Here is a 25,597-nt window from a genome sequence, read left to right as displayed (position 1 = left end):
GAGGCTCTATGCCGGAGGACGGGACGCCCGCCGTGGAGGTGGCCGGGCTGGTCCGGCGGTTCGGCGCGGTCGAGGCGGTGCGGGGGATCGGGTTCGCGGTCCGGCCGGGGGAGATCTTCGGGTTCCTGGGGCCGAACGGCGCGGGCAAGTCCACCACGATCAACATGCTCTGCACACTGCTGCGCCCGACGGAGGGGTCGGCGCGGGTCGCCGGGTTCGACGTGGTGCGGGAGCGCGACGAGGTGCGCCGCAACATCGGCCTGGTGTTCCAGGACCCGACGCTCGACGGTTACCTGAGCGGTGAGCAGAACCTGCGGTTCCACGCCGAGCTGTACGGGGTGCCCCGCTCGGTGCTGCCGGACCGGATGCGGCAGGTGCTGGAGATGGTCGGGCTGTGGGACAAGCGCGGTGACCGGGTGCAGACGTACTCGGGCGGGATGAAGCGGCGGCTGGAGATCGCGCGGGGCCTGCTGCACTCGCCGCGGGTGCTGTTCCTGGACGAGCCGACGGTGGGCCTGGACCCGCAGACGCGGGCGTCGATCTGGGAGTACATCCGGGACCTGCGGGCGGCCGAGCAGATCACGATCTTCATGACGACGCACTACATGGACGAGGCGGAGTACTGCGACCGGATCGCGATCATGGATTCCGGGACGATCGTGGCGCTGGACACGCCGGAGGCGCTGAAGGCGGGCGTCGGCAAGGACCGGGTGCAGATCACCACCGACGACGACGAGGCGGCGATCGCGGCGCTGGCGGAGCGGTTCGGGCTGGCGGCGACGATGGCCGAGGGGGCGGTGACGTTCGCGGTGGCGTCGGGTGAGGCGTTCGTGCCGCGGCTGTTCGCGGAGCTGGGGATGCCGATCCGGTCGGTGAGCGTGTCGCGGCCGTCGCTGGACGATGTGTTCATGTCGTTCACCGGGACGACCATCCGGGACGCCGAGGGCTCGTCCAAGGACTGGATGCGCATGGCGATGCGTGGCGGGCGGTCACGGTGAGGCGCACCGACTCCGTGGAGAACACGGACACCCCGGACGGCGCGGAAACGTCGGACGACGCGGAAGCATCGGACGACGCGGGCACGGTGAGGGAGGCGGATCCGGTGACGACGACCGAGCGGGACCAGGCGCGGGGCGCGCGGGCGGGCGCGGCGCCCGTGGTGCGGGTCGCGGTGCCCGAGCGCAGCTTCGTTCACGACCTGCGCGCGGTGAAGATCGTCCTGCACCGGGAGCTGATCCGGTACGGGCGGGACCGGATGCGGATGGTGTCCGGGCTGGTGCAGCCGGTGCTGTGGCTGCTGGTGATGGGCACCGGGCTGTCGAGCCTGATGACGGCGGGCCGCGGCGCGGGCCCGGCCGGGACGCATGTGGACCTGAAGACGTTCATCTTCCCGGGCGTCTGCGCGATGACGGTGATGTTCACCGCGATGTTCTCGGCCGGGTCGATCGTGTGGGACCGGGAGTTCGGGTTCCTGCGGGAGATGCTGGTCGCGCCGGTGAGCCGGTCGTCGATCGTGGTCGGGAAGTGCATCGGCGGCGCGATGGTCGCGACGCTGCAGGGCGCGGTGATCCTGGCGCTGGCCGGGCTGGCGGGCGTCCCCTACGATCCGGTGCTGCTGCTGGAGCTGCTCGGGCTGATGTTCCTGGGGGCGTTCGCGCTGACCGGGTTCGGCGTGATGATGGCCGCGCGGATCAAGAGCATGCAGTCGTTCTTCGCGCTGATGCAGATGGCCCTGATGCCGATGATGTTCCTGTCCGGGGCGCTGTACCCGCTGTCGGGCCTTCCGGCGTGGCTGACCGTGCTGACCCGGTTCAACCCGCTGACCTACGCGGTGGACCCGCTGCGTCAGGCGATCTTCTCGCGCCTGGCGCTGACGCCCGAGCTGCGCCGGACGTTCGACCCGGGCGTGACCTGGTGGGGCTGGCGGGTGCCGGTCGGACTGGAGATCGTCCTGGTGCTCCTGATCGGACTGGTCCTGATGGGCGTCGCGATCATCGAGTTCCGCCGCTCCGAGTAGGCGCTCCGTCCAGCGGGTGGCGCCGCCCGAGGACGTGAACAGGCCCCTGCGGTCCAAGCGGATCGCGGGGGCCTGTTCACGAGGGCGGCGGACGGCCGTCCGGGCGGGTGCTCAGACGGCGAAGTCCAGGAGCGGCTGGGCGTTGCTGGGGTGCCGCAGCTTGGACAGCGACTCCTTCTCCAGCTGCCGGATCCGCTCGCGGGTCAGGCCGAGGGCCTTGCCGATCTCGTCGAGGGTGCGGGGCGTCCCGTCGTACAGCCCGAACCGCATCGCCATGATCTTGGCCTCGCGCGGGTTCAGGATGTCCAGGGTGCGGCGCAGCTGGTCGGCCATGAGCTGGCGGTCGACCAGTTCGGACGCCTCGGGGCTGTCGGTGTCCTCGATGAGGTCGCCGATGCGGGTCTCGCCGTCCTCGCCGATGGTGGAGTCGAGGCTGATCGGCTGGCGGCTGGTGCGCAGCAGCTCGCGGACCTGCTCGGGGCTCTTGTCGAGCTCGAGGGCCAGCTCCTCCGGGGTGGGTTCGCGGCCGAGCCGCTGGTGCATGTCGCGCTCGACGCGGCTGAGCTTGCTCAGCATCTCCAGGACGTGGACGGGCAGCCGGATGGTGCGGGCCGAGTCGGCGAAGCCGCGCTGGATGGCCTGCCGGATCCACCACATGGCGTAGGTGGAGAACTTGTAGCCCTTGGAGTAGTCGAACTTCTCCACGGCGCGGATGAGGCCGAGGTTGCCCTCCTGGACGACGTCCAGCAGGGACAGGCCGCGGTCGGAGTACTTCTTGGCGACCGACACGACCAGGCGCAGGTTCGCCTCGAGCATGTGGGACTTGGCGCGGCGGCCGTCGCCGGCGACCCACTCCAGCTCGATGCGGTACTTGTCGGGCAGGTCCTCGTCCTCGAGCAGGTGCTCGGCGTACAGGCCGGCCTCGATGCGCTTGGCGAGGTCGACCTCCTGCTCGGCGGTGAGCAGCTGGCGGCGTCCGATCGCCTTGAGGTAGGTGTGGACCGAGTCGCCCATGGTGGTGGACTGGTCGTCCAGGTCGGCGGCGCTGGGCTCGGCGGCCTCGACCTCGGTCAGCTCGAAGGCGCCGTCGGCGGCGTCGTCCTCGTCCTCGTTGTCACCGGGGGCGTCGGCTTCGGGCTCGGGGGCGGCCTTCACCGCGGTCTTGGCCGCGGTGGCGCGCTTCTTGGCCGGGGCCTTCTTCGCGGCGGCGGGCTTGGCCGCGGTCTTCCGCGTGGCGCGGGGAGCGGGCTTGGCGGGAGCCTCGTCGCCCTCGGCGTCGCTGGCGGGGTCGGTGATCTCGGTGGGATCGGTGGGGTTCATGGTGTCGGATGCCTTGGCGGTGCGGGTGGTCCGGGTGGACTTCCCGGCGTTGCCGGCCGTGGTCGGCGTCTTGGCCGTCCGGGCGGCCTTCGCGGTCCGCTTGGCGGCGGTCTCGTCCTCGCTGGCCAGGCTGATCCCGGCCTCGGACAGCTCACGCAGGATCGACCGGCCCTGGCCGGGGCTGATTCCGGCGGCCTCGAACGCCCGGCGCACCTCGTCGAGTGAGAGGCGCCCCTGGGCACGGCCGCGCTCGAGGAGATCGTCGAGCGCGGGACTCGGCGTCTCGGTGAGCGGGGTCTCGGCGACGGTTCGCGGCATGAGGACAGCCCCCTCCTTCCGTGGTGTGGCGGCGCGGAGGCTTGCTCCCTGGTGCTCGCCCTCTGGTGACGCGCGCATTAGACGGAACGTCGCGAGAGGGGGCCATTGTTCCCGGCGGTGCGGTGCCCGGCGTGTCGCGGGGCCCGAGGGGATTGCGCCGCACCTCGGGAAACGTCGCAGGTAAAAGCCCTACCACAGAACCTTACTACGTAAAGACCGGCGGCGGGAAGAGCTCGTCCAACGTCTGATACGTCACTTCCACGACGTCGGGGGAGGGTCCCCCGCCGAGTCCTGCGGCAGGGGGATGCCGTAGCGGCCGATGACGCGCCTGCGCAGGTCCGGGTCGTCCCGGGGGACGGGTTCGAGGAACACCTCGTTGATCTTCTCGTGGGCGTGGCGGAGCTCGTGGGACATGCGGACGCAGGCGCGTTCGACGTCGGCGGCGCCCAGGTCGTCGCGGAAGTCCAGGCGGGCGCAGACCAGGATCTGGTCGGCGCCGAAGGTGAGGGTGACGATGTCGACGACCCACTCGACCTCGGGGGCGGCGGCGAGGCGGTCGCGGACGTCCTGGACGACGCGGGGGTCGGCCTGGTTGCCGACGAGCAGGTTGAGGTTGATGCGGCCGAGGATCAGCGCGATGGCGGTGAGCAGGACGCCGATGAGGATGGAGCCGAGGCCGTCCCAGAGGGCGCTGCCGGTGAGCTGGTGCAGGCCGATCCCGGCGAACGCGATGAGCAGGCCGGCGAGGGCGGCCGAGTCCTCCAGCAGGACGCTGACGGAGGTGGGGTCGTCGGTGCCGCGGATGTGGTCGATCACGGGGCGCCGTTCGGCGCGGGCGTCGGCGCGGACCTGGCCGAACGCCTGCCGCCAGGAGATCGACTCGAGGACGAGGGAGACGCCGAGGACGATGTAGCCGGCGAGCGGGTCGGCCTCCTGGGGGTGGCCGACGAGGGTCTCGTAGCCCTGGTGGAAGGCGAACAGGCCGCCCATGCCGAAGATCGCGACGGCGACGAGGAGGGTCCAGATGTAGCGCTCCTTGCCGTAGCCGAGGGGGTGGGCGCGGTCGGCGGGGCGTTCGGAGCGGCGGAGGCCGACGATGAGGAGGACCTCGTTGAAGGTGTCGGCGACCGAGTGGGCGGCTTCGGCGGCCATGGAGGCCGAGCCGGTCATGACCGCGGCGATGATCTTGGCGACGGCGATGCCGAGGTTGGCGGCGAGGGCGAGGGCGACGGTGAGGGTGCTCTCACCGGCCTTGTCCGAGGCGCCCTTGTCTGAGGCGCTCCTGCTCGGGGTGCCCGTGGGTGCGGGGTGCTCGTCCGGGCTGCCGGGGGCCGTCGCGTCCGTGGCGTCGGCGCGGTCGCCCTTGCCGGTGGGGTCGTGGTCCGCGTTCGGGGTCATGGGTTCCTCCTCGCGCGTCCGGGCGGGCGGTCACGGACGGCATCGAGGTGTTTACCCGGCGGTGGTGGCGGCAAGCGTGGGGCGAGTGAGGGGTGGCGTCAGCGGGCGGGGGCGGCTGACGGGGGTCAGTGGCCGGGGGCGCGGAGGGCGGCGCGGTCGGGTTTTCCGGAGGGGAGGAGGGGGAGGGCGGTGCGGAGGTCGAGTTCGCGGGGGGCGGCGTGGGCGGGCATGGTCTCGCGGACCCAGGCGCGGAGGTCGTCGAGGGTGGGGGCGGGGCCGTCGGGGACGATGACGGCGGTGACGCGTTCGCCCCATTCGGGGTCGGGGCGTCCGACGACGACGGCGTCGGCGACGCGGGGGTGGTGGGTGAGGCGGGCGGCGACGTCTCCGGCGACGACCTTTTCGCCGCCGGTGTTGATGATGTCGTCGATGCGGCCGCGGATGCGGAGGCGTCCGTCGTCGAGGGCGCCGAGGTCCTGGGTGAGGTACCAGTGGCCGTCGCGGGTCTGGGCGGTGAGGGCGGGGTTGAGGCGGTAGCCGGTGAACAGGACGGGTCCGGCGATGCGGACGCGTCCGTCGGGGGCGAGGTCGAGGGTGACGCCGTCGAGGGGGAGTCCGTCGTAGGCGCAGCCGCCGCAGGTTTCGCTCATGCCGTAGGTGGTGTGGACGGTGGCGCCGTCGGCGCGGGCCTTTTCGAGGAGGTCGTGGGGTGCGGCGGCGCCGCCGAGGAGGATGGCGCGGTAGCGGGTGAGGTCGGCTCCGGTGTCCATGAGGCGGCGGAGCTGGGTGGGGACGAGGGAGATGAGGGTGGCGTCGGTGGTGGTGATGTGGGCGGGGTCGAAGCGGGGGTGGATGTGGGGGGTGGTGCCGGCGAGGAGGGCGCGGACGAGGACCTGGATGCCGGCGATGTGGCTGGTGGGGAGGCAGCAGAGCCAGCGGTCGGTGGTGGTGGCGCCGATGCGGGTGGCGGTGGCGGTGGCGGAGGCGTGGAGGGCGTGGGTGGGGAGTTCGACGAATTTGGGGGTGCCGGTGGAGCCGGAGGTGGCGATGAGGACGGCGGTGCCGGGGGCGACGGGGGTGGGTGGGGGTGCGCCGTTGCCGGGGTGGTGCGGGGTGGTGCCGTCGGGGGTTTCGACGGTGTGGGGGGCGAGGGCGTCGAGGGTGGCGCGGAGTGTGGGGGCAGGGGTGGCCGGGTCGAGGGGGCAGATCGCGGGGCCGGTGCCGTCGAGGGCGGCTTCGAGGGCCTGGAGGAGGCGGGGGCCGGGCGGGAGGACGAGGGCGTGCAGGCGGCGATCTTCCATGGCGGGCCTAGTTTAGGCGACCCTGTTGAACGCGTTCACATCGGCGGGGCGGTTGAATGGGGGGCGTCCGGCGGCCGTGGGGAGTGCGGCCGGGGTGGCGGGGCCGGGGTGTTCCGGTCGCGCCGGGTGATCGTCATCGGATCTGAGTGAAGAGGGGCCCATGGTTTCGGAGCTGTTCGACGCGTCGGCGTGGAAGGAAGTGGAGGGGTTCGGGTTCACCGACATCACCTACCACCGGGCGGTGGATCAGGGGACGGTGCGGATCGCGTTCGATCGTCCGGAGGTGCGGAACGCGTTCCGTCCGCACACGGTGGACGAGCTGTACCGGGCTCTTGATCATGCGCGGATGTCGTCGGACGTGGGGTGTGTGCTGCTGACGGGGAACGGGCCGTCGCCGAAGGACGGCGGGTGGGCGTTCTGCTCGGGTGGTGATCAGCGGATCCGCGGTAAGGACGGTTACAAGTACGCGGAGGGGGAGACGTCGGCGACGATCGATCCGGCGCGAGCGGGGCGGTTGCACATCCTGGAGGTGCAGCGGCTGATCCGGTTCATGGGGAAGGTCGTGATCTGTGTGGTGCCGGGGTGGGCGGCCGGGGGTGGGCACAGTCTGCACGTGGTGGCGGATCTGACGCTCGCGAGCCGGGAGCACGCGCGGTTCAAGCAGACCGACGCGGACGTGGCGAGTTTCGACGGCGGGTACGGGTCGGCGTATCTGGCGCGGCAGGTGGGGCAGAAGTTCGCGCGGGAGATCTTCTTCCTGGGGGACACCTACTCGGCGGAGGACGCGCACCGGATGGGGATGGTGAACGCGGTCGTTCCGCACGCGGATCTGGAGCGGGTGGCGCTGGAGTGGGGCGCGAAGATCAACGGGAAGTCGCCGACGGCGCAGCGGATGCTGAAGTTCGCGTTCAACGCGGTCGACGACGGGATGGTGGGTCAGCAGGTGTTCGCGGGTGAGGCGACGCGGCTGGCGTACGGGACCGATGAGGCGGCCGAGGGGCGGGATGCGTTCCTGGAGAAGCGTGACCCTGATTGGTCGCGTTTCCCGTGGTACTACTAATTGTTCTGTTCTGTGTGACGGGCCGGGGCGTGGTCCGGATGATGGTCCGGAGCCCCGGACGATGGTCTGGGCGCCGGTCCGGCACAGGGTCGTGGTCGGTCTTGCTCGACGGCAGGGGGTCAGCGGGTGCGGGTCTTCTCCATCCCGATGCGCACGCGGTTCCGCGGTGTGACGCGGCGGGAGGGTGTGCTGCTGCGGGGGCCGGCGGGGTGGGGGGAGTTCTCCCCGTTCGCCGAGTACGGCCCTGAGGAGGCGGCCCGCTGGCTCGCCGCGGCGCGGGAGGCGGCGTTCGAGGGGTGGCCGGCGCCGGTGCGCGACCGGGTGCCGGTGAACGTGACGGTTCCGGCGGTGGGTCCGGAGCGGGCGTTCGAGATGGTGCGGGCGTCGGGGTGCCGGACGGCGAAGGTGAAGGTCGCCGAGCGGGGGCAGGGCGACGCGGACGACATGGCGCGGGTGGAGGCCGTCCGGGACGCGCTGGGTCCGGAGGGCCGGGTCCGGGTGGATGTGAACGGCGGCTGGGACGTGGAGCACGCGGTGCGGATGGTGCGTGCGCTGGACCGGTTCGATCTGGAGTACGTGGAGCAGCCGTGCGTGTCGCTGGAGGAGCTGGCGGCGGTGCGGTTGCGGGTGGATGTCCCGGTCGCGGCGGACGAGTCGATCCGCCGGGCGGAGGATCCGTTGAGGGTGAGGGCGGCGGGCGCCGCGGACGTGGCGGTGCTGAAGGTGCAGCCGCTCGGCGGGGTGCGTGCGGCGTTGCGGGTCGCGGAGGCGACGGGGTTGCCGGTGGTGGTGTCGTCGGCCGTGGAGACGTCGGTGGGGCTGGCGGCGGGGGTGGCGTTGGCCGCGGCGTTGCCGGAGTTGCCGTTCGCGTGTGGGCTGGGGACGTTGTCGTTGCTGACCGGTGATGTGGTGGACGATCCGCTCGCGCCGGTGGGCGGGGAGATCGCGGTGCGTCGTCCGGACGTGGATCCGTTGGCGTTGGCGGCGGTGGAGGCCGGTGCGGACGTGTCGGCGGCCTGGCGGGAGCGTCTGGGTGACGCGGAGAAGGTTCTGGTGGCGGCCGGGGACGGCGCGTCCGGTTATCTGAGTTCGCTTCCCGCCCCCGGTGGGGACAGGGGAGACGCGGCGCGGGAAGGGAACGTGCGATGAATCCGGCCACCGCGCTGGCGACGGTGCTGGTCGACGAGCTGCTGCGGTGCGGGATGACCGACGCGGTGCTGGCTCCGGGGTCGCGGTCGGCTCCGTTGGCGTTGGCGTTGCACGCCGCGGAGGTGGAGGGCCGGGTCCGGCTGCATGTGCGGATCGACGAGCGGTCGGCGTCGTTCCTGGGGCTGGGGCTGGCGAAGCGGTCGGGTCGTCCGGTGGCGTTGGTGTGCACGTCCGGGACGGCGGCGGCGAACTTCCATCCGGCGGTGATCGAGGCGCACGAGTCGGGGGTGCCGCTGGTGGTGCTGACGGCGGATCGTCCGCCGGAGCTGCGTGACACCGGCGCGAACCAGACGATCGACCAGGTGAAGTTGTACGGGACGGCCGCGCGGTGGTCGACCGATGTGGGTGTTCCGGAGAACCGTCCGGGGATGGTGGCGTACTGGCGGTCGCTGGTGTCGCGGGCGTGGGGTTTGGCGTTGGCGCCGATTCCGGGGCCGGTGCATCTGAACGTGGCGTTCCGGGAGCCGTTGATTCCCGATGGGGACGAGTCGTGGTGTGAGCCGCTGGACGGTGACGCGACGGGGGCGTGGACGAAGGTTCGGGCGGCGACGCCGGGTTCGGTGTTGCATGTGCCGCCGACGCGGCGGGGTGTGCTGGTCGTCGGGGACGGCGCGACGAACGTGAAGCGGTACGTGGCGGCGGCGTCGATGGCGGGCTGGCCGGTGCTGTCGGAGCCGAACGGGAACGCGCGGTACGGCGATCACGCGTTGACGTCGCATCATTTCCTGCTGGGGGTGCCGGAGTTCGTGGAGCGGCATCGTCCGGAGGTGGTGGTGACGCTGGGGAAGCCGGGGTTGTCGCGTCCCTTGCTGGCGTTGCTGCGGCGGGCGGAGGAGCACATCGTGCTGTCGCCGGACCTGTCGCGGTGGCCGGATCCGGTGCGGTCGGCGACGCAGGTGGCGCAGGACGTGGAGATCCCGGTGGTGTCGGGGGACGACGCGTGGCTGAAGTCGTGGCGGACGGCGGATCTGGTCGCGGCGGCGGCGGTGGACCGGGTGCTGGACGAGGCGCCGGGGGTGACCGAGCCGCGGCTGGCGCGGGATCTGGCGGCGGCGTTGCCGGGTGGGTCGATGCTGTTCAGTGCCGCGTCGATGCCGATCCGGGACCTGGACCAGGTGATGCGGCCGCGGCGCGGGATCCGGGTGATGGCGAGTCGGGGCGCGTCGGGGATCGACGGGCTGGTGTCGACGGCGATGGGCGCGGCGTTGGCGCATTCGGGCCGGTCGTACGCGCTGCTGGGTGACCTGGCGTTCCTGCACGACCAGAACGGTCTGGTGCTGGGGCCGCGGGAGCGGCGTCCGGATCTGGCGATCGTGGTGGTGAACAACCGGGGCGGCGGGATCTTCTCGTTGCTGCCGCAGGCGGCGTTGCGGGATCCGTTCGAGCGGGTCTTCGGGACGCCGCAGGATGTGGATCTGGAGGGTCTGGTGCGGGCGCACGGCGTGCCGTACCGGCGGCTGGAGGCGGCGGCGGATCTGCCGAAGGTGATCGCGGGTGAGGGGTTGCGGGTGGTGGAGGCCCGGACCGACCGTGAGGTGAACGCCGTCCTGCACGGGGAGATGCGGCAGGCCGCGCACGCCGCGGTCCGCGACCTGTTCGTCTGACCCGCCGCTTGCCCCCCGGCGCTGCGAAGCCGGGGCCGGGGGCGGGCTCGGGCGGTCAGTAGAAGGCCATGTCGATGCCGGTGTCGTCGGCCCAGTCCCAGAACGACTCGTGCCCGCCGACGTCGTCGCCGTCCTTGAACGCCCAGGACGCGACGGTCGGGTGCCCGGCGTCGTCCAGGACGTCGAGGTCGAACAGGAATGCCTGGAAGTCGGTCCAGGCGGCCTGGAAGACGAACCGGTCGGGGGGAAGCCCGTTGAGGCGGCGGGTGGCCTCGTCCAGGCGGCCGTCGAAGAAGTCGAGGACGTTCTGGTCGAAGGTCGGGTGGAGGCGGCCGAGCCCTGCGTGGACCGACCAGAAGTCGAGGACCGGCCGCGGGACGGGACCGGCCAGGACCGGCAGGACGGTGGCGGGGTCGATCGTCCGTGGCGCGGCGCCGAGGACGATGTGCGGGTGTGAGTCGTGGCCCGGGTCGGCGAGCTGGTCGAGCGTGATCGGTTCACCGTAGGCGTCCGGGTCGTCGTACTCGGGTTGCCAGGCGAGGTAGGCCAGGGCGGCGCGGCCGTCCGGGTCGGTGAGCAGGGCCAGTGCCAGGGTGCGGTCCCGGAGGGCGGCGACGAGGTTCGGCGCGCGGTCGGCGACCGGGGCCCAGAGGTGTTCCAGCGCGGCCGGCCATCCGGCGTCGGGCTGGATGTTCCACGGGTTGGCGGCGAACGGCAGGTCTCCGACGCCGTCCCGGAAGAACAGGCCGCGGACGGTGTAGGGGGCATGCTCGGAGTACCGGATGGCCTCCTGGATCGCCTCCGGGGAGCGGGTGGCGAGCAGCGCGGCCCGCATCTCCCAGCGTTCGTTGAAGTCGTCGCTGTCGCGGAACCTGGCGAGCAGGGCGTCGACGTCGCCGACCGGACCGGGCGCGGTGGACGGGCCAGCTCCGGCGGGCGGTTCGTCGCGGCGTTCGAACGTCACGTGCGGGAGGCGTTCGGCGAGGCCCGCGAACTCGGCGGCCTCGCATCGGTTGAGGTTGACGAAGTGCAGGGCGGGCATCGTGGCGGTCGCGGCGAGGTCCCGGATCGGGCAGCCGGCCAGGCCCAGCACCTGGAGCAGGGGCATGTCGGCCAGCGGGGTGATGTCGGTGACCTGCGTGTCGTAGGCGAACAGGCGGGTCAGCGGCAGCGCGGCCAGCGGAGTGAGGTCGGCGAGCGGGCCGCCGGTGACGCCCAGGTCGTGCAGGTGGGTGAGGCCCGCCAGGGGCGACACGTCCACCACCCGGGTGTTGCCGAGCCGCAGGGTGCGGAGTCCGCGGAGGCGCGCGAGCGGGGCGATGTCGGTGATCGGCGCCGTGATGGTCAGGTCGGTGAGGTCGTCCGCGCCGCTGATCGCGTCGACGAGTGCCGTGACGTCGAGCGGTGTCCGCGACTCGACCGACAGCCAGCGCAGCCGGCGCAGGCCGGACAGCGGGCCGAGGTCGGTGGTGGCGCGCGCCTCCAGGCACAGGCCGTCGACGGCGTCGAGCGCGTCCTGCGGGATCGGGCCGCCGGTGATGCCGGTGATCGAGCGGAGGGCGAGTTCGACGCGGCGGTCCGCGGCGTCGCCGAGGTCGGTCCGGGGTGCTTGGGCGTACCCGTACCGGGACGGGTCGCCGGACACCCGCGCGGCGGCCTCGGGGACGATCGTGGGCGGCGCGCCGGTGAGGTCGTTGCCGTACACCTCGAGGGTGGTGAGGCCGGTGAGTGCGCTGATCGAGGCGGGAAGGCGGGTGAGGCGGTTGCCGCCCAGGTTGAGTTCGGTGAGGGCGGTGAGCCTGCCGAGGGATTCCGGTAGCGCCGTCAGCCGGTTGCCGCCGAGTCCGAGCTTGGTCAGCGCTGGGAGGTCGCCGAGGCGTTCGGGGAGGCGGGTGAGTCGGTTGCCGGACAGTTGGAGGTCGGTGAGCCGGGTGAGGTCGCCGATGCCGTCGGGCAGTTCGGTGAGCGCGTTGCCGGACGCCGGAAGGACGGTCAGGGAGGTGAGACCGCCGATGGTGCCCGGCAGCGTGGACAGGTGGTTGTCGGTCAGGTGCAGGGTTCTGAGGTTTCGGAGCCGGCCGATCGTGTCCGGGAGCCGGGTGAGGGCGTTGCGGTCGAGCATGAGGTGGGTCAGGTCGGTGAGGTCGCCGATGCCGTCCGGAAGCGCGGTGAGGCGGTTGTTCCCCAGGCCGAGGTGCTCCAGCCGGTGCAGGCGGCCGATCGCGTCCGGGATTGCGGTGAGGTGGTTCTCCTCGAGTGACAGGTGGGTGAGCGCGGTCAGGCGGCCGATGGTGTCCGGTAGTTCGGTGAGGCCGTTCACGGTGAGGCCGAGGCTGTCCAGGGCGGTGAGGTCGCCGATCCATGCGGGCAGCGTGGTGACCCCGCAGTAGCTCAGGTGCAGGCTGGTCAGCGTGGTGAGGCCGGACAGCCATGCGGGCAGGGCGCCGAGGGTGTTGAAGCTCAGGTGGAGCCGTTCCAGGCGGGTCAGGTTCGCCAGCGTGTCCGGAAGCCCGGTCAGCTGGTTGCTGTCGGCGTCGAGCCGGACCAGCCGGGTGAGGCGGCCCAGGAACGTGGGCAGCGCCGTGAACCGGTTGTTTCCGAGAGTGAGTTCGGTCAGGCCGGTCAGGTCCGCGACCGAGGACGGCAGCGCGTCCAGGACGCGGTTGTCGTCGAGGGCGAGCCGGGTGAGGCCGGTCAGCCCGCCGATCGCGTCCGGGAGCGCGGGCAGCCGGTTGGACGACAGGTCGAGGTCGGTGACGCCGGCCATGGCGTCGAGGTCGTCCGGTAGTTCGGTCAGGTGGTTGTGGGACAGGTCGACCGTGGTCAGGCCGGTGCGGCCGAGCAACGACGGGGGAAGCGCTGCGAGGCCGAGCCCCCGGAGGCTCACCGACGTCCGCCCGCTCCGTACCGCCTCGGCGATGCGTGCCGTGGCCTGTTCCTGCGCCGTCTCGTCGATGGTCATGCTGGCCCCTGAGTGTCGGATGTCGTCCGGTCCCGGCGATGCGCGACTCGACGATCTTGATCGAACGCGGGGCAATTATGGCCGATTGGGCGCGTCCGCCTGGGGCCGTTGTGGAACCTCGGGGAAACCGGTTCTGCCGGGGCCGCGGCCGGATCGGGCGAACACGGCGAGGCCGCTCCGGGCCGGGCTCGGCGGGGCGGGGGTGGTCAGTCGAGGAGGCGGGAGCGGAGGGCGCGGGTGTCCTCGGAGGTCCAGCCGTGGCGGCTCAGCCAGGTCGCGGTGCCGCCGAACTCGTCGTCGACGCGGGCGAGGAACCGCTCCATGATCACCCCGTGGGGGTGGTGGCTGTCGGCGGGCCGTGAGTCGATGTCGGCGGCGTAGGTGTCGCTGGACCGCAGGCGGGCCAGGATCGCCTCGATCCGCTCGCCCGTCTGGGCGTAGTCGGCGACGATCGCCTCGCGGGTGACCCCGGCGATCTCGAGCGCGAGGGCGCAGACGACGCCGGTGCGGTCCTTGCCGGCGGCGCAGTGCACGAGCGCGGACCCGTCGGTGCGGGCCATGACGCGCAGGGCCGCGACGATCGAGTCGGCGCGGTCGCGCAGGTAGCCGCGGTAGAAGGTCACCGGCCGGTTGGCGTCCTCGCCGTTCTGCTCGCGGGTCTGCCACGGCAGGACCTTGTCCATGTCGATCTCGGCGGAGACCGCCACGGTGGCGCGGTCGTCCATGACGCGGTCGGGCAGGGTGAGGTCGGGCGTGGTGTGGCCGTTCTCGGCGAACAGCGACAGGTGGTGCAGGGTGACCGAGGGGATGCGGGTGAGCGGGCCGGGGCCCTCGAGCCGGACCTCGGCGTGGCTGCGCAGGTCGATGATGTTCTTCAGGTCGTAGTCGTCCAGCAGGACGCGGACGTCGGTGACGGTGAGTTCCTGCAGGTTGTCGGCGCGCAGGACGCGTCCTCTGCGGGTGGCGCGCCCGTCGGCGGTGGGCAGGCCGCCCAGGTCCCGGGCGTTGACCGCCCCTTCCAGCCGGATCCACCGAGTGCGCTCGCTCATGACTTGTCACCTTATAGGGCTGCATTGGCGAGTTCTTGGGGTGGGGTTGGCACGACCGTGCTCCCGGGGCCCAGCACCACCCCGACCGGGGAGACAGCCCTCCTGTGCGGGACGGGCCCGGTCGGCAGGGTGGAGATCACGGGGCCTGGTCGGTCCGTGGGGTGACGGACGCGCGCCGGATATGCGACCCGCGGGGGACCCCGCGGTTGGCTCTCCAGGGTGGAGACCGTCCGACCTGCGAGTTCGTAGCGTCCCTGGTAATGGATCTCCGTGGTGAGGAGTACGTCGTGACGATGACCGAACCGGCCCTGGGCGCGCGCCCCGAGGACCTCGGCCGGGTGGCCCCGGGCCCCGGCCGGGCCCGGGGCCAGGCCCCCGGCGGGGAGCCAGGCGCCGGACGGGCCGGACGGGTCGCCAGCGACTTCGGGCCGCTCGCACGGCGCGTGCGGGAGGCGGGCCTGCTGGAACGGCGCCGCGGCTACTACACGCGGGCGGTGACGCTGAACGTGGCCGCGACGGCCGCGCTGTGGGCCGCGGTCGCGTGGTGGGGGACGTCCTGGTGGGCGGTGCTGCTCGCCGTCCCGCTCGCGCTGACCTCCACCCGGCGGGCGTTCCTCGGCCACGACGCCGGGCACCGGCAGATCGCCGCGTCGCCCCGCGCCAACCGGATGCTGGGGCTCCTGCTGGGCAACCTCGGCCTGGGGCTCGGGTACGGCTGGTGGAACGACAAGCACAACCGGCACCACGCCAACCCCAACCACGTCGGGAAGGACCCCGACGTCGGCGAGGGCGTCCTGGCGTGGACGCGGGACCAGGCGGCGCGGCGGCGCGGCCCGGGCGCGTGGGTGATCGCGCACCAGGCGTGGCTGTTCTTCCCGCTGCTGCTCCTGGAGGGCCTGAACCTGCAGGTCAACAGCGTCCTGTACCTGCGGGGGAAGGCGCGCGGCCAGCAGCTGGTCGAGGGGCTGCTGCTCGCCGCGCACCTGGCCGCCTACCTCGGGCTGGCGTTCACGCTGCTGTCGCCGGGGAAGGCGCTGCTGTTCCTGGCCGTCCACCAGGGCCTGTTCGGCCTGCACCTGGGATCGGCGTTCGCGCACAACCACAAGGGCATGGCGATGCCCGGGCCCGAGGACCGCTGGGACCACCTGCGGCGGCAGGTCCTCACCTCCCGCAACGTCCGCGGCGGGCCCGTCGCCGACTACCTGCTCGGCGGCCTGAACTACCAGATCGAGCACCACCTGTTCCCCAGCGTCGCCCGCCCGCACCTGCGGCGCGTCCAGCCGCTGGTCCGCGAGCACTGCGCCCGCGTCGGCCTGCCCTACACCGAGACCGGCGCCTACGCCTCCTACCGGGAGGCCCTCGCCCACATGAACGACGTCGGCGCGCCCCTCCGCACCTGACCCCCGCCCACCCGGGCGGGGCCGGGTCGGGCTCCCGGCCACGGCCGTATCCTTGCGGGGACATGCCTGAAGGACACACCATCCACCGCCTGGCCGCCGAACACCAGCGCGTGTTCGGCGGCCGCGCCGTCACCGCCGCCAGCCCCCAGGGACGGTTCGCCGACGGCGCGCGCCTCATCGACGGCCGCACCCTCGACACCGCCGACGCCCACGGCAAGCACCTGCTGCTCGGCTTCACCGGCGACCTGACCGTCCACGTCCACCTCGGGATCTACGGCAAGTTCACCTTCGGGGACGGGCCCGCGCCCGCGCCCTGGGGAGCCGTCCGGCTCCGCCTCACCGGCGACGACGGCTACGCCGACCTGCGCGGTCCCAACGCCTGCGAGATCCTCGAACCCGGCGCCGTGGACCGGCTCCGCGACCGCCTCGGCCCCGACCCGCTGCGCCCCGACGCCGACCCCGGCCGCGCCTGGCGCCGCGTCCACGCCAGCCGCATCCCCATCGGGCAACTGCTCATGGACCAGGCCGTCATCGCCGGACCCGGCAACATCTACCGCGCCGAAGTGCTGTTCCGGCAGGGCGTCCACCCCCGCCTGCCCGGCCGCGACCTGCCCCGCGCCCACTGGGACGCGATCTGGGCCGACCTGCGGCTCCTCATGGCCGACGGCGTCCGCGACGGGCACATCGACACCGTCCGCCCCGAACACACCCCCGAGGCCATGGGCCGCCCGCCCCGCGTCGACGACCACGGCGGCGAGGTGTACGTGTACCGGCGCGCCGGGCAGCCGTGCCTGCTGTGCGGCACCGAGGTCCGCACCGAGGTCATGGCCGGACGGAACCTGTTCTGGTGCGACACCTGCCAGCCCCCGGGAGTGCCCCGCGCCGAACCCCCGGCCTAACCCGCCGGATGCGCGGGCTCGGACCGGTCCCCGCCCGGCGACCGCCCGGACAGGGCCCCGGAACCGGCCCCGGAACCGGCATCGCCGTCCGAAGCGGCGCCGGACCCGGACTCGGGTTCGGGGACGTGGGGCTCCCCGAACCGGGCCAGGACGAGCGTCGCCGCGACCGCCACCACGAACCCCGTCGCCGCCACCGGCCCCAGCCCCGGCCGCGTGTGATCACCCAGCAGGACGACCCCGACCGCGGCCGGCACGACGGTCTCGGCGACCACCATCGCCGCCGTCGTGCTGGTCACCGACCCCCGCTGCAACGCCGTCGCGTAGAACAGCAGCGCCGCCACACCCGCCGCCGCCAGCGCGTACGCGGCGGGATCGGTGAGCAGGTCCACCGGGTTCAGGCTCGTCAGGACCCGCGCCGCCAACGCCACCACACCGAACCCCAGGCCCGCGACCAGCCCGAGCGTCACCGACCGCGCCGTCCCGGTCAGCCGTCCCGCCATCGCACCGGCCACCAGCAGCACCAGCGCGCACCCCAGCAGCGTCCAGTGGAACGCCGGTCCGATGTGCGAGGGCCCCTCTCGCCCGGCCGACGATCCGAGCAGCGCCAGCCCGGCGCAGACCGCCAGCACCGCCGCCCACTCGGCCCCCCGCAGCCGCACCTTCAGCACCGGGCCCGCGACCACGGCCGTGACCGCGAGCGCCGCCGCGATGATCGCCTGCACCACGAACAGCGGCAGCGACCGCAGCGCCGCCAGCTCCAACCCGAAACCCAGCAGGTCCAGGCCGATGCCCGTCATGAACGGCACGTTGGCCGCCAGCCGCACCAGCAGCCGCGGATCCACGCCTTCGCTGGGCGTCGTGGTCCGCGCCGCCACGGCCTCCAACACGGTGGCGACGCCGAAACAGCAGGCAGCGGCGAGCGCGCCCAGCAGACTCCAGACCATCCGCCCACCCTACGCGCCGCCCTCGTCACCCCCTCCCGAACGACCACCCGCGAGCCGTCCCGGACGCACAGACCGACCCCGCACGACGCCACCGCCCCGAACGGCACGAACCGAGCGCTGCGACGAGCCGAACCTCAGCGCGGATCAAACCCGAACGGATCAAGCCCCGAGCGAGTCAGGCCTTGGGACGGGTGGGGCCTTGGGGCGGGGCAAACCTGGGACGGGGCAAGCCTGGGACGGGTCAGCCTTCGAGGGCGTACTGCATCGCGCGGAACTTGTTCCGCGCCTCCGCCAGCTCCGCCGCCGGATCGGAGTCCGCGACGATCCCGCAGCCCGCGAACAGCCGCGCCCGCGTCCCCGACAGCTCCGCGCACCGCAGCGCGATGCCCCACTCGCCGTCGCCGCGCGCGTCGACCCAGCCGACCGGGCCCGCGTACCGGCCGCGGTCCATGCCCTCCAGCTCACGGATCAGGTCCAGCGCCCGGTCGGTCGGCGTGCCCGCCACCGCGGGCGTCGGGTGCAGCGCCGCCAGCACGTCCAGGACCGTCCGGTGCGCCGCGAGCCGCCCGTGCACCGGCGACGCCAGGTGCGTCACGTTCGGCAGCCGCAGCAGCTCCGGCTCCGCAGGGACGTCCAGGTCGGTGCACAGCGGCGCGAGCGCGTCGCGCACCATGTCGACCGCGTAGGAGTGCTCCTCGCGGTCCTTGGGGGAGCGGAACAGCCCGGCGGCGCGGGCGTCGTCGTCGGCGGGGCCGGTGCCGCGCGCGGTCGTCCCGGCCAGCACCAGCGAGTCGACCTGGTCACCGGCCCGGCGGATCAGCAGTTCGGGCGTCGCGCCGACCAGGCCCGCGACGGCGAAGGTGTAACAGGTGGGGTAGCGGTCCGCGAGGCGGCGCAGGAGGACCCGCGCGTCGATCGGACGGTCCGCGTGGGCGATCAGGTCCCGCGCGAGGACGACCTTCCCGAGATGCCCGGACCGGATCCGGGACGTGGCGGTCTCGACCGCCTGCGCCCAGGCCGGGGCGCTGCGCGCGCCGTCGCTCCAGGTGAGCCGCCCCGGCGCGACCGGCGCGAACGCGCCCGTCGCCGTGACGCCGTCGCGCTCGACGCCGAGGACGGCGTCCAACACCTCGTCGAAGGAGTCGTCGGCGGGGTCGCCGATCGTGGTGACCCACGCGTGGCCGTCGCGGCGGCCCAGCACGTACCGGGGGACGATCAGGACCGAGTCCGCCGACTTGGGGTCGAAACCGAAGCTGCCGAACGCGACCGGGCCGGTGCCGGGCAGGCGCAGCGGGTCCTCGACCTCGGCGGACCCGAACATCTCCTGCAGCCAGGTGTCGGCCGCCGCGAAACGGTCGTGCCCGCCGGGCAGCTCCAGGCGGGCGGTCTCACCCCAGCCGACCAGGCCGTCGCCGTGCCGGACCCAGGCCAGCGCGGTGGGGTGGGGAAGCCGCGACAGCAGGTCGCCGGGGTCGGCGACCGGAACGGTGCGGACGACGAGGCGGCCGGGTGCGTGCACGGCGAGCTTCACGAACGCCACTCTACGGGAGTTTTGAACCCGTTCAAACCGGCGGGGCGCAAGCACGCCGAGGCCTTCGCCACAGCACCGCCCACGCCCCGCCGGACTCACGCGAACCCGGAAAGCCCCAGGGGCCTGGCCCCTGCGGGCCCGGCCGAGGGACCGGGCCCCTGTGACCCGGCCCCCAGGGGTCCAGGTCCCAGGGGCACGGTCACAGGGGCACGGTCACAGGAACACGGCCGGAGGAACACGGCCGGAGGACCAGCCTTCTTCCCGGTGTCAGCCGCGGCGGCCGGCGAAACGCCACGCGACCGGCAGCAGACCCGCCGCCAGCAGCACCTTCAGTGCGTCCCCGGCCAGGAACGGCGTGACACCCAGGTGCAGCGCCTTGTCCAGGCTCACGTGCAGCGACGCCATCAGGTACGGGACGCCCACCAGGTAGATCAGGACGGTGCCGAACGTCATCGTCGCGACCGTCCGCAGCGGCGTGCGGTCCCCGCCGCGCTCGGCCAGGCGGCCCACGACCGCGGCGGCCAGCACGAACCCGAGCACGTACCCGAGCGTCGGCATCGACGCGCCGGAGGTGCCCTCGGCGAACCACGGGACCCCGGCGACGCCCGCCGCCAGGTACAGCAGCATGCCGAGCGCCGCGCGGGTGCGGCCGAGCGCGGCCCCCGCCAGCAGGACGGCGAAGGTCTGCCCGGACACCGGCACGGGCGTGCCGGGCAGCGGGATCGAGATCTGCGCGGCGACCCCGACCAGCGCGGCGGCACCGGCCACCAGCGCGGCGTCGCGGGCGAACGCGCCCGGCAGCAGGTCGGACAGGACGGCGACGGGACGCCGGGACGCCGGGGCGGCGTGAGCGGTGGACACAGCAACCTCCACAAAACGTGCGTGTTGGGTCGAAACTTAGCGAACGACCCGCTGTGGGGGGATCACGCGGGGTACAGAATCACCCCGCCCCGATTTGTCGCCGTCCCCCATCGGCCACGACACCACGCCCCCCGGCGCCTGATCATCAGGCCCTGGAACGGCGGAAGCCCCGCCGAGGGAGCCCCGCCGGGGAAGCCCTCCGAGGGGGCGGCCAAGGGGAGGCCCGGGAGTGTCAGGCGTGGCGGGCCAGGTACACCACGTCGGGTTCGCCGCGCGGCACCGGCACCGGCAGCACCTCCACCCGCTCGAACCGGCCCCGCAGCAATTCCTCGAACGCCGGTGCCGCGCCCGCGCTCCACACGGCCAGCACGCCCCGCCCGGTGAGCCGCGCCTCCAGCAGGTCCAGGCCGTCCGGGCCGTACAGGCGGGCGTTGCCGGGGGTGACCGTCCAGTCCGGGCCGTTGTCGACGTCCAGGCACAGCACGTCGTACCGGGACGGGTCGCCCGTCAGATGATCCACCAGGTCGGCGGTGACGATCCGCACCCGCGGATCGTCCAGCGCGCCGCCGGAGAACGGCCGCAGCGGCGCGTCCCGCTCCGAATGCCAGCCGACCACCGCGGGCTCCCGCTCCACGACCGTCACCGCGCCGACCCGCGGCAGCCGCACCGCCTCGGCCAGGCTGAACCCCACGCCCAGGCCGCCCACCAGCACGCTCACCGGCCCCGAACCACCGTCCGGAACACCGTCCGGAACACCGTTCGAACCGGCGTCCGGGCCACGCTCCGGGACGGCGTCCACGGCAGCCGACACCAGCAGCCGCTCCGACTCGCCGTTGCGGGTGTCCATGAGGAACACCCCGTTGCTGATGATCTCGTGATGCTCCCCGGCGCGGCGCAGCACCAGCTCGCCCCCGACCCCCGCCGCCCGCTCCAGCACGTCTGCCTCTGCCTCGACCCCGGTGCTCATGCGCACGACCCTAGCCGCACCCCCCACCTCGTCCCCGAAACCCCACGATCCCGCCGGACCGGACGGGAAGACCCCTTCACCCCGGCGTGTTGACATGTAAGCATGTAATCATCGGGAGGTGCGATGTTCCCCGACCCACACGACCCCCACGCAGACGACCCCCACACCGACGCCGACCGACATGATGATCAGGACGGTGATCGGGACGGCGGCGCGCTGGACGCCTACTCGCGCGTCGTCTCCGACGTCGCCCGCGAGCTGACCCCCAGCGTCGCCGGGCTGCGCGTCCGGTACCGGGGCCGGGAGGGCTCCGGGTCGGCCGTGCTGTTCACCGGCGACGGGTTCCTGCTCACCAACGCCCACGTCGTCGGAGGCGCCACCGGCGGGCAGGTCGCGTTCGCCGACGGCACCACCACCGCCTTCACCGTCGTCGGCACCGACCCCCTGTCGGACCTGGCCGTCGTCCGCGCCGACGGACCCGCCCCCGTGCCCGTGCCAGCCCGCCTCGGCGACAGCGGCACCCTGGTCGTCGGGCAGCTCGTCGTCGCCGTCGGCAACCCCCTCGGCCTGGCCGGATCGGTCACCGCCGGGGTGGTGTCCGCGCTCGGACGGTCCCTGCCGACCCGCAGCGGCAGCGCCGTCCGGATCGTCGAGGACGTCATCCAGACCGACGCCGCCCTCAACCCCGGCAACTCCGGCGGAGCCCTCGCCGACTGGCGCGGACACGTCGTCGGCGTCAACACCGCCGTCGCCGGGATCGGCGTCGGACTCGCCGTCCCCGTCAACGCCACCACCCGCCGCATCATCGGCGCGCTCATGCGCGACGGCCGCGTCCGCCGCGCCTACCTGGGCGTCGTCGCCGCGCCCGTGCCCGTCCCGGCCCAACTGCGCGAACGCCTCGGACAGGCGGACGCGCTGCGGGTCGCCGAGGTCGTCCCCGGCAGCCCCGCCGACCAGGCCGGACTGCGGCGCGGCGACCTGGTCCTGGCCGCCGCCGGGGCACCGGTGTCGCACGCCCAGTCCCTGCAGCGGCTGATGTTCGCCGAGGCGATCGGACGGCCCCTCCCGATCACCGTCCTGCGCAACGGCGCGATGGTCGACGTCATCGCCCAGCCCGTCGAACTCACCGCCGAGAACGCCTGACCGGCCCCACCCGGCGACCGCCCCGAACCACGCTGAACCAACCGAAACGGCGGCTCCGATCACCGAACGGCGGCGAACGGCGCGTGCCGGAGACTCGTCCACGCGGACACGCGTGTTCCGGCGGAACCATGGCAACGAGTGCGTAACAATGGCTCGGCTATGGCATCGCGATCGCGGAAACCCCAGGCAGCCCGTCCCACCTCTCCCGCCACCCGCGCCCACACCGGCCCGCGCCCCGCGCCCCGGCCGGGCGGCGGACGCGGAAGCGGCGGCGAGGCCGGCGACGCAAACGCAGGCGCGGGCGAGACGGCGGGCAACGGCAGCGGCCGGACGCGCGGCAGCGGCCAAGCCCGCCAGACCAACCGGACCCGCCGGACCCGCCGGACGCGTCGGACGCGTCGGACGGTGACGTCGGTCACCGGCGCCGCCCTCGCCCTCGCCACCGCGACCGGATGCATGTCCGCGTTCGGCGGCACCCGCAAGGACACCGCCGACGCCGTCCGCGCCGAATGCGCCGCGATCGCCGCGCCCGGCGACTCCCGCTCCCGGCAGCTGCGCGCCATGTGGATCGCGACCGTCGGCGGCACCGACTGGCCCACCGACCCCTCCAAGCCCGCCGCCGAGCAGCGCAAACGGTTCACCCGCCTGCTCGACACCGCCCGCGCCATGAACCTCAACGCCGCCGTCGTGCAGATCCGCCCCGACGCCGACGCGTTCTACAGGTCCCCGTACGAGCCGTGGTCGGCCGTCCTCACCGGCACCCCCGGCAAGGACCCCGGCTACGACGTCCTCGCCTTCATGATCAAGGAGGCGCACGCGCGGAACCTGGAGTTCCACGCCTGGTTCAACCCCTACCGCGTCGCGCAGGACAAGGACCGGTCCAAGCTCGCCCCGAACAGCCCGGCCCGCAAGCACCCCGACTGGGTCCGCGCCTACGGCGACCAGCTCTGGTACGACCCGGGCCTGCCGCAGGTCCGCGACCTGGCCACCAACGCCGTCATGGACGTGGTGAACAAGTACGACATCGACGCAGTCCACTTCGACGACTACTTCTACCCCTACCCCGAGTCCGGCGACTTCCCCGACGCCGCCACCTACCGGGCGAGCGGCCACGGCATGGCCAAGGCCGACTGGCGGCGCCGCAACGTCGACACCCTCGTCCAGACGCTCTCGGGGAAGATCCATCAGGCCAAGCCGTGGGTGCGGTTCGGGATCAGCCCGTTCGGCGTCTGGCGCAACAAGACCACCGACCCCGCGGGCTCGGCCACCAAGGCCCTGCAGTCCTACGACGACATCTACGCCGACACCCGCGGCTGGATCCGCAAACGCTGGATCGACTACGTCACCCCCCAGCTGTACTGGCCGATCGGCGACCGCGCCGCCGACTACCGCACCCTGGTCGGCTGGTGGAGCCGCCAGGTCGCCGGCAGCGGCGTCCAGCTCAGCATCGGCCAGGCCGGCTACCGCGTCGGGGAGGACGCCACCTGGCGCAAGACCGGCGAACTGTCCCGCCACCTCACCCTGAACGCCCGCCACCCCGAGGTCCGCGGCGACATCTTCTTCTCCGCCAGCGACATCGCCCGCAACCAGCGCGGCTTCGCCGCCCGCGTCCGCGCCGACCACTACAAACGTCCAGCGATCCCGCCCGCCGCGCCGCCCAAGGCACAGAAGGCGGCCGTGCCCGCGCCCGTCCACGACGTCCGCGCCGCCACCGCCGACCGTGGACGCGGCGTGCAGATCTCCTGGGCCCCCGCCGGCACCGGCGACGGCGCCGGACGGACCGTCGCGTACGCGATCTACCGGCGCGACGGCCGCGGCGCGGGCTGCGCCGCCGTCGACCCCGCCGCGCTGATCGGGACCGTCCGCGACCCCGGCACCCCCGCCGGCGCGCGGCTCACCCTCACCGACACCTCCGCGCGGCCCGGACGCGACTACACCTACACCGTCACCGCGCTGGACCGCGTCCACCGTGAGAGCCCGCCCGCCCGTGCCGCAACGGTGACCGTGAACCGGGGATAAACCAGCGTCCGACGGGGGACAAACACAGCACCCTGAACGCCCCCGGAGGTATGAGCATGGCGCTGTCGACGGAGGAGCAGCGGATCCTCGCCGAGATCGAGACCCGCCTGGCCGAGGACGACCCGCGGCTGGCCCGCCGCCTCATCGCGCACGGCGGGTCCTCCCGCCGCCGCGTCCGGCTGGTGGCCGCCGTGGTGATCGCCGCGCTCGGCGTGATCACCGCGCTCGTCGCGGCGATCCTCACCGCCTTCTCCTGACACCCCCGACCCGGGGGAGCGCCCGCAGCCCAGCCCGCGCCCCCGGCCCCACCCCCGCGCGACCCACCACCCCACCCCGAACCCCGCCGCCGTCCACCCCCGCAGAACGCGAAGAACGCCGTGGCTCCGACGAGATCTCGTCGGAGCCACGGCGTTCCCGTGACGTCTATGTCGGTGTGGTGGTCGCCTCACGGCGAAAGGCACAACGCGGCTCCAGCCGAACGGTATTCCGCGAAGGCGATATTTAGAGCCCGGGGGACACAAGCCACACCGACGTTCACCACTCTAACGGCAACGGGCCAGTGCCTCCGACGTCCGCCCCGCGTGTCCCCGATCACCTCACCCCGGAGTGAGGGTTCCGTGCGTCCGTGCACCGGCGTGCCGCCCGCCGCGTCCACCCCAGTGAAAGGACTCCCAGGGCACGGCGAACGTCCACCCCGCACGGTCGGCCGCGCCACCACCACGACACCACCGGTCACGCCGCACCCCGAGAACGGCGCGACCCCCGCCATGCCGCGGCGACCTCCCGCCGCGGCCACACACCGGCCACCGGCCGCCATCGCCCCGGCCCGCCCGGGGAACAGGTCGGACAACAGCGCACGACCGGCGCGCCACGGCGACGCCGGCCGCGTCCACCAGCACGAAGGAGTCGGGGCAGTGGGCACCAGATGGCTCGGAATCGACGACGACCTCACCGGGGACCTCGACACCGACGGGGACCCGCCACGGCCGGCCCCCCGGCCCACACCCCCCGCCACCCCCGCACCGGACGCCACCGACACGGTGCCCACCACCGCCACCACAGCCACGCCGGACACGAACGCGACCACAGCAGGCACGGCGGACACCGCGGACACCGCGGACGGCGCCGCGGCGGGAGCGCCACCCGCGCCCGCCTCGGACGCGGCGTGGACGCTGGCCGCCGACCCCCGCACCGTCGCGCGCGCCCGCACCCTCACCACCGGGCGGCTGCGCGACTGGGCCCGGCTCGGCCGCATCGCCGCCGACCCCGCCGCGATCGACGACGTCGTCCTCATCGTGGACGAGCTCATCACCAACGCCGTCGTCCACGGCCGTGGCGCCGTCCGGCTCCGCCTCACCCTCGACGGTGCGCCGACCGCGCCCGTCCTGCTCGGCGAGATCAGCGACGACGATCCCGCGCGGCCCGCCCTGCCCCGCGCGGCGTCCGCGCCGCGCGGGCTCGACTGGTCCGAGGACGGCCGGGGGCTGCTGCTGGTCACCGCCCTCGCCACCGACTACGGCACCCGGCCCCGGCCTCCCGGCAAGACCGTCTGGTTCACCTGCGACCTCAGCCCCCGCGCCCGTACCTGAACGCCC

At 73.5% G+C, this 25,597-nt stretch carries 20 protein-coding genes; 11 read left to right on the top strand and 9 right to left on the bottom strand.

What is annotated here, in order from left to right; translation table 11 throughout:
- Positions 1-8: 8 nt before the first annotated feature.
- A complete protein-coding gene (locus tag P696_RS0138920) occupies positions 9-998 on the top strand; it encodes a daunorubicin resistance protein DrrA family ABC transporter ATP-binding protein (protein ID WP_026416555.1) in 990 nt (329 codons plus the stop codon).
- 14 nt (positions 999-1,012) lie between these two features.
- Positions 1,013-2,017, top strand: coding sequence for an ABC transporter permease (locus tag P696_RS0138915; RefSeq protein WP_245627974.1), 1,005 nt, complete (start codon positions 1,013-1,015; stop codon positions 2,015-2,017).
- Between the two features lie 111 nt (positions 2,018-2,128).
- On the opposite strand, the gene P696_RS0138910 is transcribed toward P696_RS0138915, so the two are convergent.
- From P696_RS0138910 to P696_RS0138900, 3 genes are all read right to left on the bottom strand, one after another.
- Positions 2,129-3,655, bottom strand: a complete 1,527-nt coding sequence (locus tag P696_RS0138910) for an RNA polymerase sigma factor (RefSeq protein ID WP_026416553.1) — start codon at positions 3,653-3,655, stop codon at positions 2,129-2,131.
- A gap of 252 nt (positions 3,656-3,907) precedes the next feature.
- Complete coding sequence (locus P696_RS51075) at positions 3,908-5,053, bottom strand: cation diffusion facilitator family transporter (protein ID WP_084338877.1); 1,146 nt, start codon at positions 5,051-5,053, stop codon at positions 3,908-3,910.
- Positions 5,054-5,178: 125 nt separating this feature from the next.
- Complete coding sequence (locus P696_RS0138900; protein ID WP_026416552.1) at positions 5,179-6,354, bottom strand: AMP-binding protein; 1,176 nt, start codon at positions 6,352-6,354, stop codon at positions 5,179-5,181.
- A 160-nt stretch (positions 6,355-6,514) separates the two neighbouring features.
- Here P696_RS0138900 and P696_RS0138895 point away from each other — a divergent pair, with 160 nt between their 5' ends.
- The 3 genes from P696_RS0138895 (at position 6,515) to menD (ending at position 10,227) form a co-directional block, all read left to right on the top strand.
- The gene (locus tag P696_RS0138895) at positions 6,515-7,414 is read left to right on the top strand and encodes a 1,4-dihydroxy-2-naphthoyl-CoA synthase (protein ID WP_026416551.1); all 900 of its coding nucleotides are present in this window, start codon (positions 6,515-6,517) and stop codon (positions 7,412-7,414) included.
- Positions 7,415-7,561: 147 nt separating this feature from the next.
- Positions 7,562-8,563, top strand: a complete 1,002-nt coding sequence (locus tag P696_RS51070; protein ID WP_245627996.1) for an o-succinylbenzoate synthase — start codon at positions 7,562-7,564, stop codon at positions 8,561-8,563.
- Positions 8,560-10,227: a 2-succinyl-5-enolpyruvyl-6-hydroxy-3-cyclohexene-1-carboxylic-acid synthase gene (gene menD, locus P696_RS0138885; protein WP_026416550.1), complete on the top strand. Its 1,668-nt coding sequence runs from the start codon at positions 8,560-8,562 to the stop codon at positions 10,225-10,227. Before P696_RS51070 ends, menD begins: the two co-directional genes overlap by 4 nt.
- A gap of 55 nt (positions 10,228-10,282) precedes the next feature.
- Here the strand turns inward: menD and P696_RS53430 are convergent, their stop codons facing one another.
- Positions 10,283-13,189 (bottom strand): leucine-rich repeat domain-containing protein, encoded by a 2,907-nt coding sequence (locus tag P696_RS53430; protein WP_051468835.1) that lies wholly within the window; start codon positions 13,187-13,189, stop codon positions 10,283-10,285.
- 206 nt (positions 13,190-13,395) lie between these two features.
- Positions 13,396-14,238, bottom strand: a complete 843-nt coding sequence (locus tag P696_RS0138875; RefSeq protein WP_026416549.1) for a tyrosine-protein phosphatase — start codon at positions 14,236-14,238, stop codon at positions 13,396-13,398.
- Between the two features lie 260 nt (positions 14,239-14,498).
- Here P696_RS0138875 and P696_RS51060 point away from each other — a divergent pair, with 260 nt between their 5' ends.
- Positions 14,499-15,638, top strand: coding sequence for a fatty acid desaturase family protein (locus P696_RS51060; protein ID WP_245627973.1), 1,140 nt, complete (start codon positions 14,499-14,501; stop codon positions 15,636-15,638).
- A 62-nt stretch (positions 15,639-15,700) separates the two neighbouring features.
- Positions 15,701-16,537 carry an Fpg/Nei family DNA glycosylase gene (locus P696_RS0138865; RefSeq protein WP_034489093.1) on the top strand — a complete coding sequence of 279 codons (837 nt, stop codon included), beginning with the start codon at positions 15,701-15,703 and terminating at the stop codon, positions 16,535-16,537.
- Here the strand turns inward: P696_RS0138865 and P696_RS51055 are convergent.
- The 4 genes from P696_RS51055 to P696_RS0138845 all read right to left on the bottom strand — a co-directional run bounded on the left by P696_RS51055 (position 16,534) and on the right by P696_RS0138845 (position 20,840).
- Entirely contained in the window at positions 16,534-17,481 is a 948-nt protein-coding gene (locus P696_RS51055; protein ID WP_064744278.1) for a DMT family transporter, read from the bottom strand. The two genes, P696_RS0138865 and P696_RS51055, sit on opposite strands and share 4 nt — an antisense overlap.
- A gap of 241 nt (positions 17,482-17,722) precedes the next feature.
- Positions 17,723-19,012: an isochorismate synthase gene (locus P696_RS0138855; protein ID WP_026416547.1), complete on the bottom strand. Its 1,290-nt coding sequence runs from the start codon at positions 19,010-19,012 to the stop codon at positions 17,723-17,725.
- Between the two features lie 267 nt (positions 19,013-19,279).
- Entirely contained in the window at positions 19,280-19,873 is a 594-nt protein-coding gene (locus P696_RS0138850; protein WP_026416546.1) for a biotin transporter BioY, read from the bottom strand.
- Between the two features lie 232 nt (positions 19,874-20,105).
- Positions 20,106-20,840, bottom strand: a complete 735-nt coding sequence (locus P696_RS0138845) for a spermidine synthase family protein (protein WP_026416545.1) — start codon at positions 20,838-20,840, stop codon at positions 20,106-20,108.
- 123 nt (positions 20,841-20,963) lie between these two features.
- Here P696_RS0138845 and P696_RS51050 point away from each other — a divergent pair, with 123 nt between their 5' ends.
- From P696_RS51050 to P696_RS57160, 4 genes are all read left to right on the top strand, one after another.
- Positions 20,964-21,983, top strand: a complete 1,020-nt coding sequence (locus tag P696_RS51050) for a S1C family serine protease (protein WP_084338873.1) — start codon at positions 20,964-20,966, stop codon at positions 21,981-21,983.
- Between the two features lie 405 nt (positions 21,984-22,388).
- Positions 22,389-24,002, top strand: coding sequence for a glycoside hydrolase family 10-like protein (locus P696_RS51045; RefSeq protein ID WP_034489090.1), 1,614 nt, complete (start codon positions 22,389-22,391; stop codon positions 24,000-24,002).
- Between the two features lie 56 nt (positions 24,003-24,058).
- Complete coding sequence (locus P696_RS0138830) at positions 24,059-24,259, top strand: DUF3040 domain-containing protein (protein WP_026416544.1); 201 nt, start codon at positions 24,059-24,061, stop codon at positions 24,257-24,259.
- A 657-nt stretch (positions 24,260-24,916) separates the two neighbouring features.
- Positions 24,917-25,591, top strand: coding sequence for an ATP-binding protein (locus P696_RS57160; RefSeq protein ID WP_051468833.1), 675 nt, complete (start codon positions 24,917-24,919; stop codon positions 25,589-25,591).
- Positions 25,592-25,597 lie beyond the last annotated feature (6 nt).

Source organism: Actinomadura oligospora ATCC 43269 (assembly GCF_000518265.1).
Classification (GTDB): domain Bacteria; phylum Actinomycetota; class Actinomycetes; order Streptosporangiales; family Streptosporangiaceae; genus Spirillospora; species Spirillospora oligospora.
The sequence above is the reverse complement of the archived record's forward strand: the minus strand, read 5'-3'. Positions and strand labels throughout refer to the sequence as shown.

Excerpts from the sequence above, each read along its gene's own strand:
- P696_RS0138920 (WP_026416555.1), top strand. The coding sequence starts at position 9 with ATGCCGGAGGACGGGACGCCCGCCGTGGAGGTGGCCGGGCTGGTCCGG.
- P696_RS0138910 (WP_026416553.1), bottom strand. The coding sequence starts at position 3,655 with ATGCCGCGAACCGTCGCCGAGACCCCGCTCACCGAGACGCCGAGTCCC.
- P696_RS51075 (WP_084338877.1), bottom strand. The coding sequence starts at position 5,053 with ATGACCCCGAACGCGGACCACGACCCCACCGGCAAGGGCGACCGCGCC.
- P696_RS0138900 (WP_026416552.1), bottom strand. The coding sequence starts at position 6,354 with ATGGAAGATCGCCGCCTGCACGCCCTCGTCCTCCCGCCCGGCCCCCGC.
- P696_RS0138895 (WP_026416551.1), top strand. The coding sequence starts at position 6,515 with ATGGTTTCGGAGCTGTTCGACGCGTCGGCGTGGAAGGAAGTGGAGGGG.
- P696_RS51070 (WP_245627996.1), top strand. The coding sequence starts at position 7,562 with ATGCGCACGCGGTTCCGCGGTGTGACGCGGCGGGAGGGTGTGCTGCTG.
- menD (WP_026416550.1), top strand. The coding sequence starts at position 8,560 with ATGAATCCGGCCACCGCGCTGGCGACGGTGCTGGTCGACGAGCTGCTG.
- P696_RS53430 (WP_051468835.1), bottom strand. The coding sequence starts at position 13,189 with ATGACCATCGACGAGACGGCGCAGGAACAGGCCACGGCACGCATCGCC.
- P696_RS0138875 (WP_026416549.1), bottom strand. The coding sequence starts at position 14,238 with ATGAGCGAGCGCACTCGGTGGATCCGGCTGGAAGGGGCGGTCAACGCC.
- P696_RS51060 (WP_245627973.1), top strand. The coding sequence starts at position 14,499 with ATGGATCTCCGTGGTGAGGAGTACGTCGTGACGATGACCGAACCGGCC.
- P696_RS0138865 (WP_034489093.1), top strand. The coding sequence starts at position 15,701 with ATGCCTGAAGGACACACCATCCACCGCCTGGCCGCCGAACACCAGCGC.
- P696_RS51055 (WP_064744278.1), bottom strand. The coding sequence starts at position 17,481 with ATGGTCTGGAGTCTGCTGGGCGCGCTCGCCGCTGCCTGCTGTTTCGGC.
- P696_RS0138845 (WP_026416545.1), bottom strand. The coding sequence starts at position 20,840 with ATGAGCACCGGGGTCGAGGCAGAGGCAGACGTGCTGGAGCGGGCGGCG.
- P696_RS51050 (WP_084338873.1), top strand. The coding sequence starts at position 20,964 with ATGTTCCCCGACCCACACGACCCCCACGCAGACGACCCCCACACCGAC.
- P696_RS0138830 (WP_026416544.1), top strand. The coding sequence starts at position 24,059 with ATGGCGCTGTCGACGGAGGAGCAGCGGATCCTCGCCGAGATCGAGACC.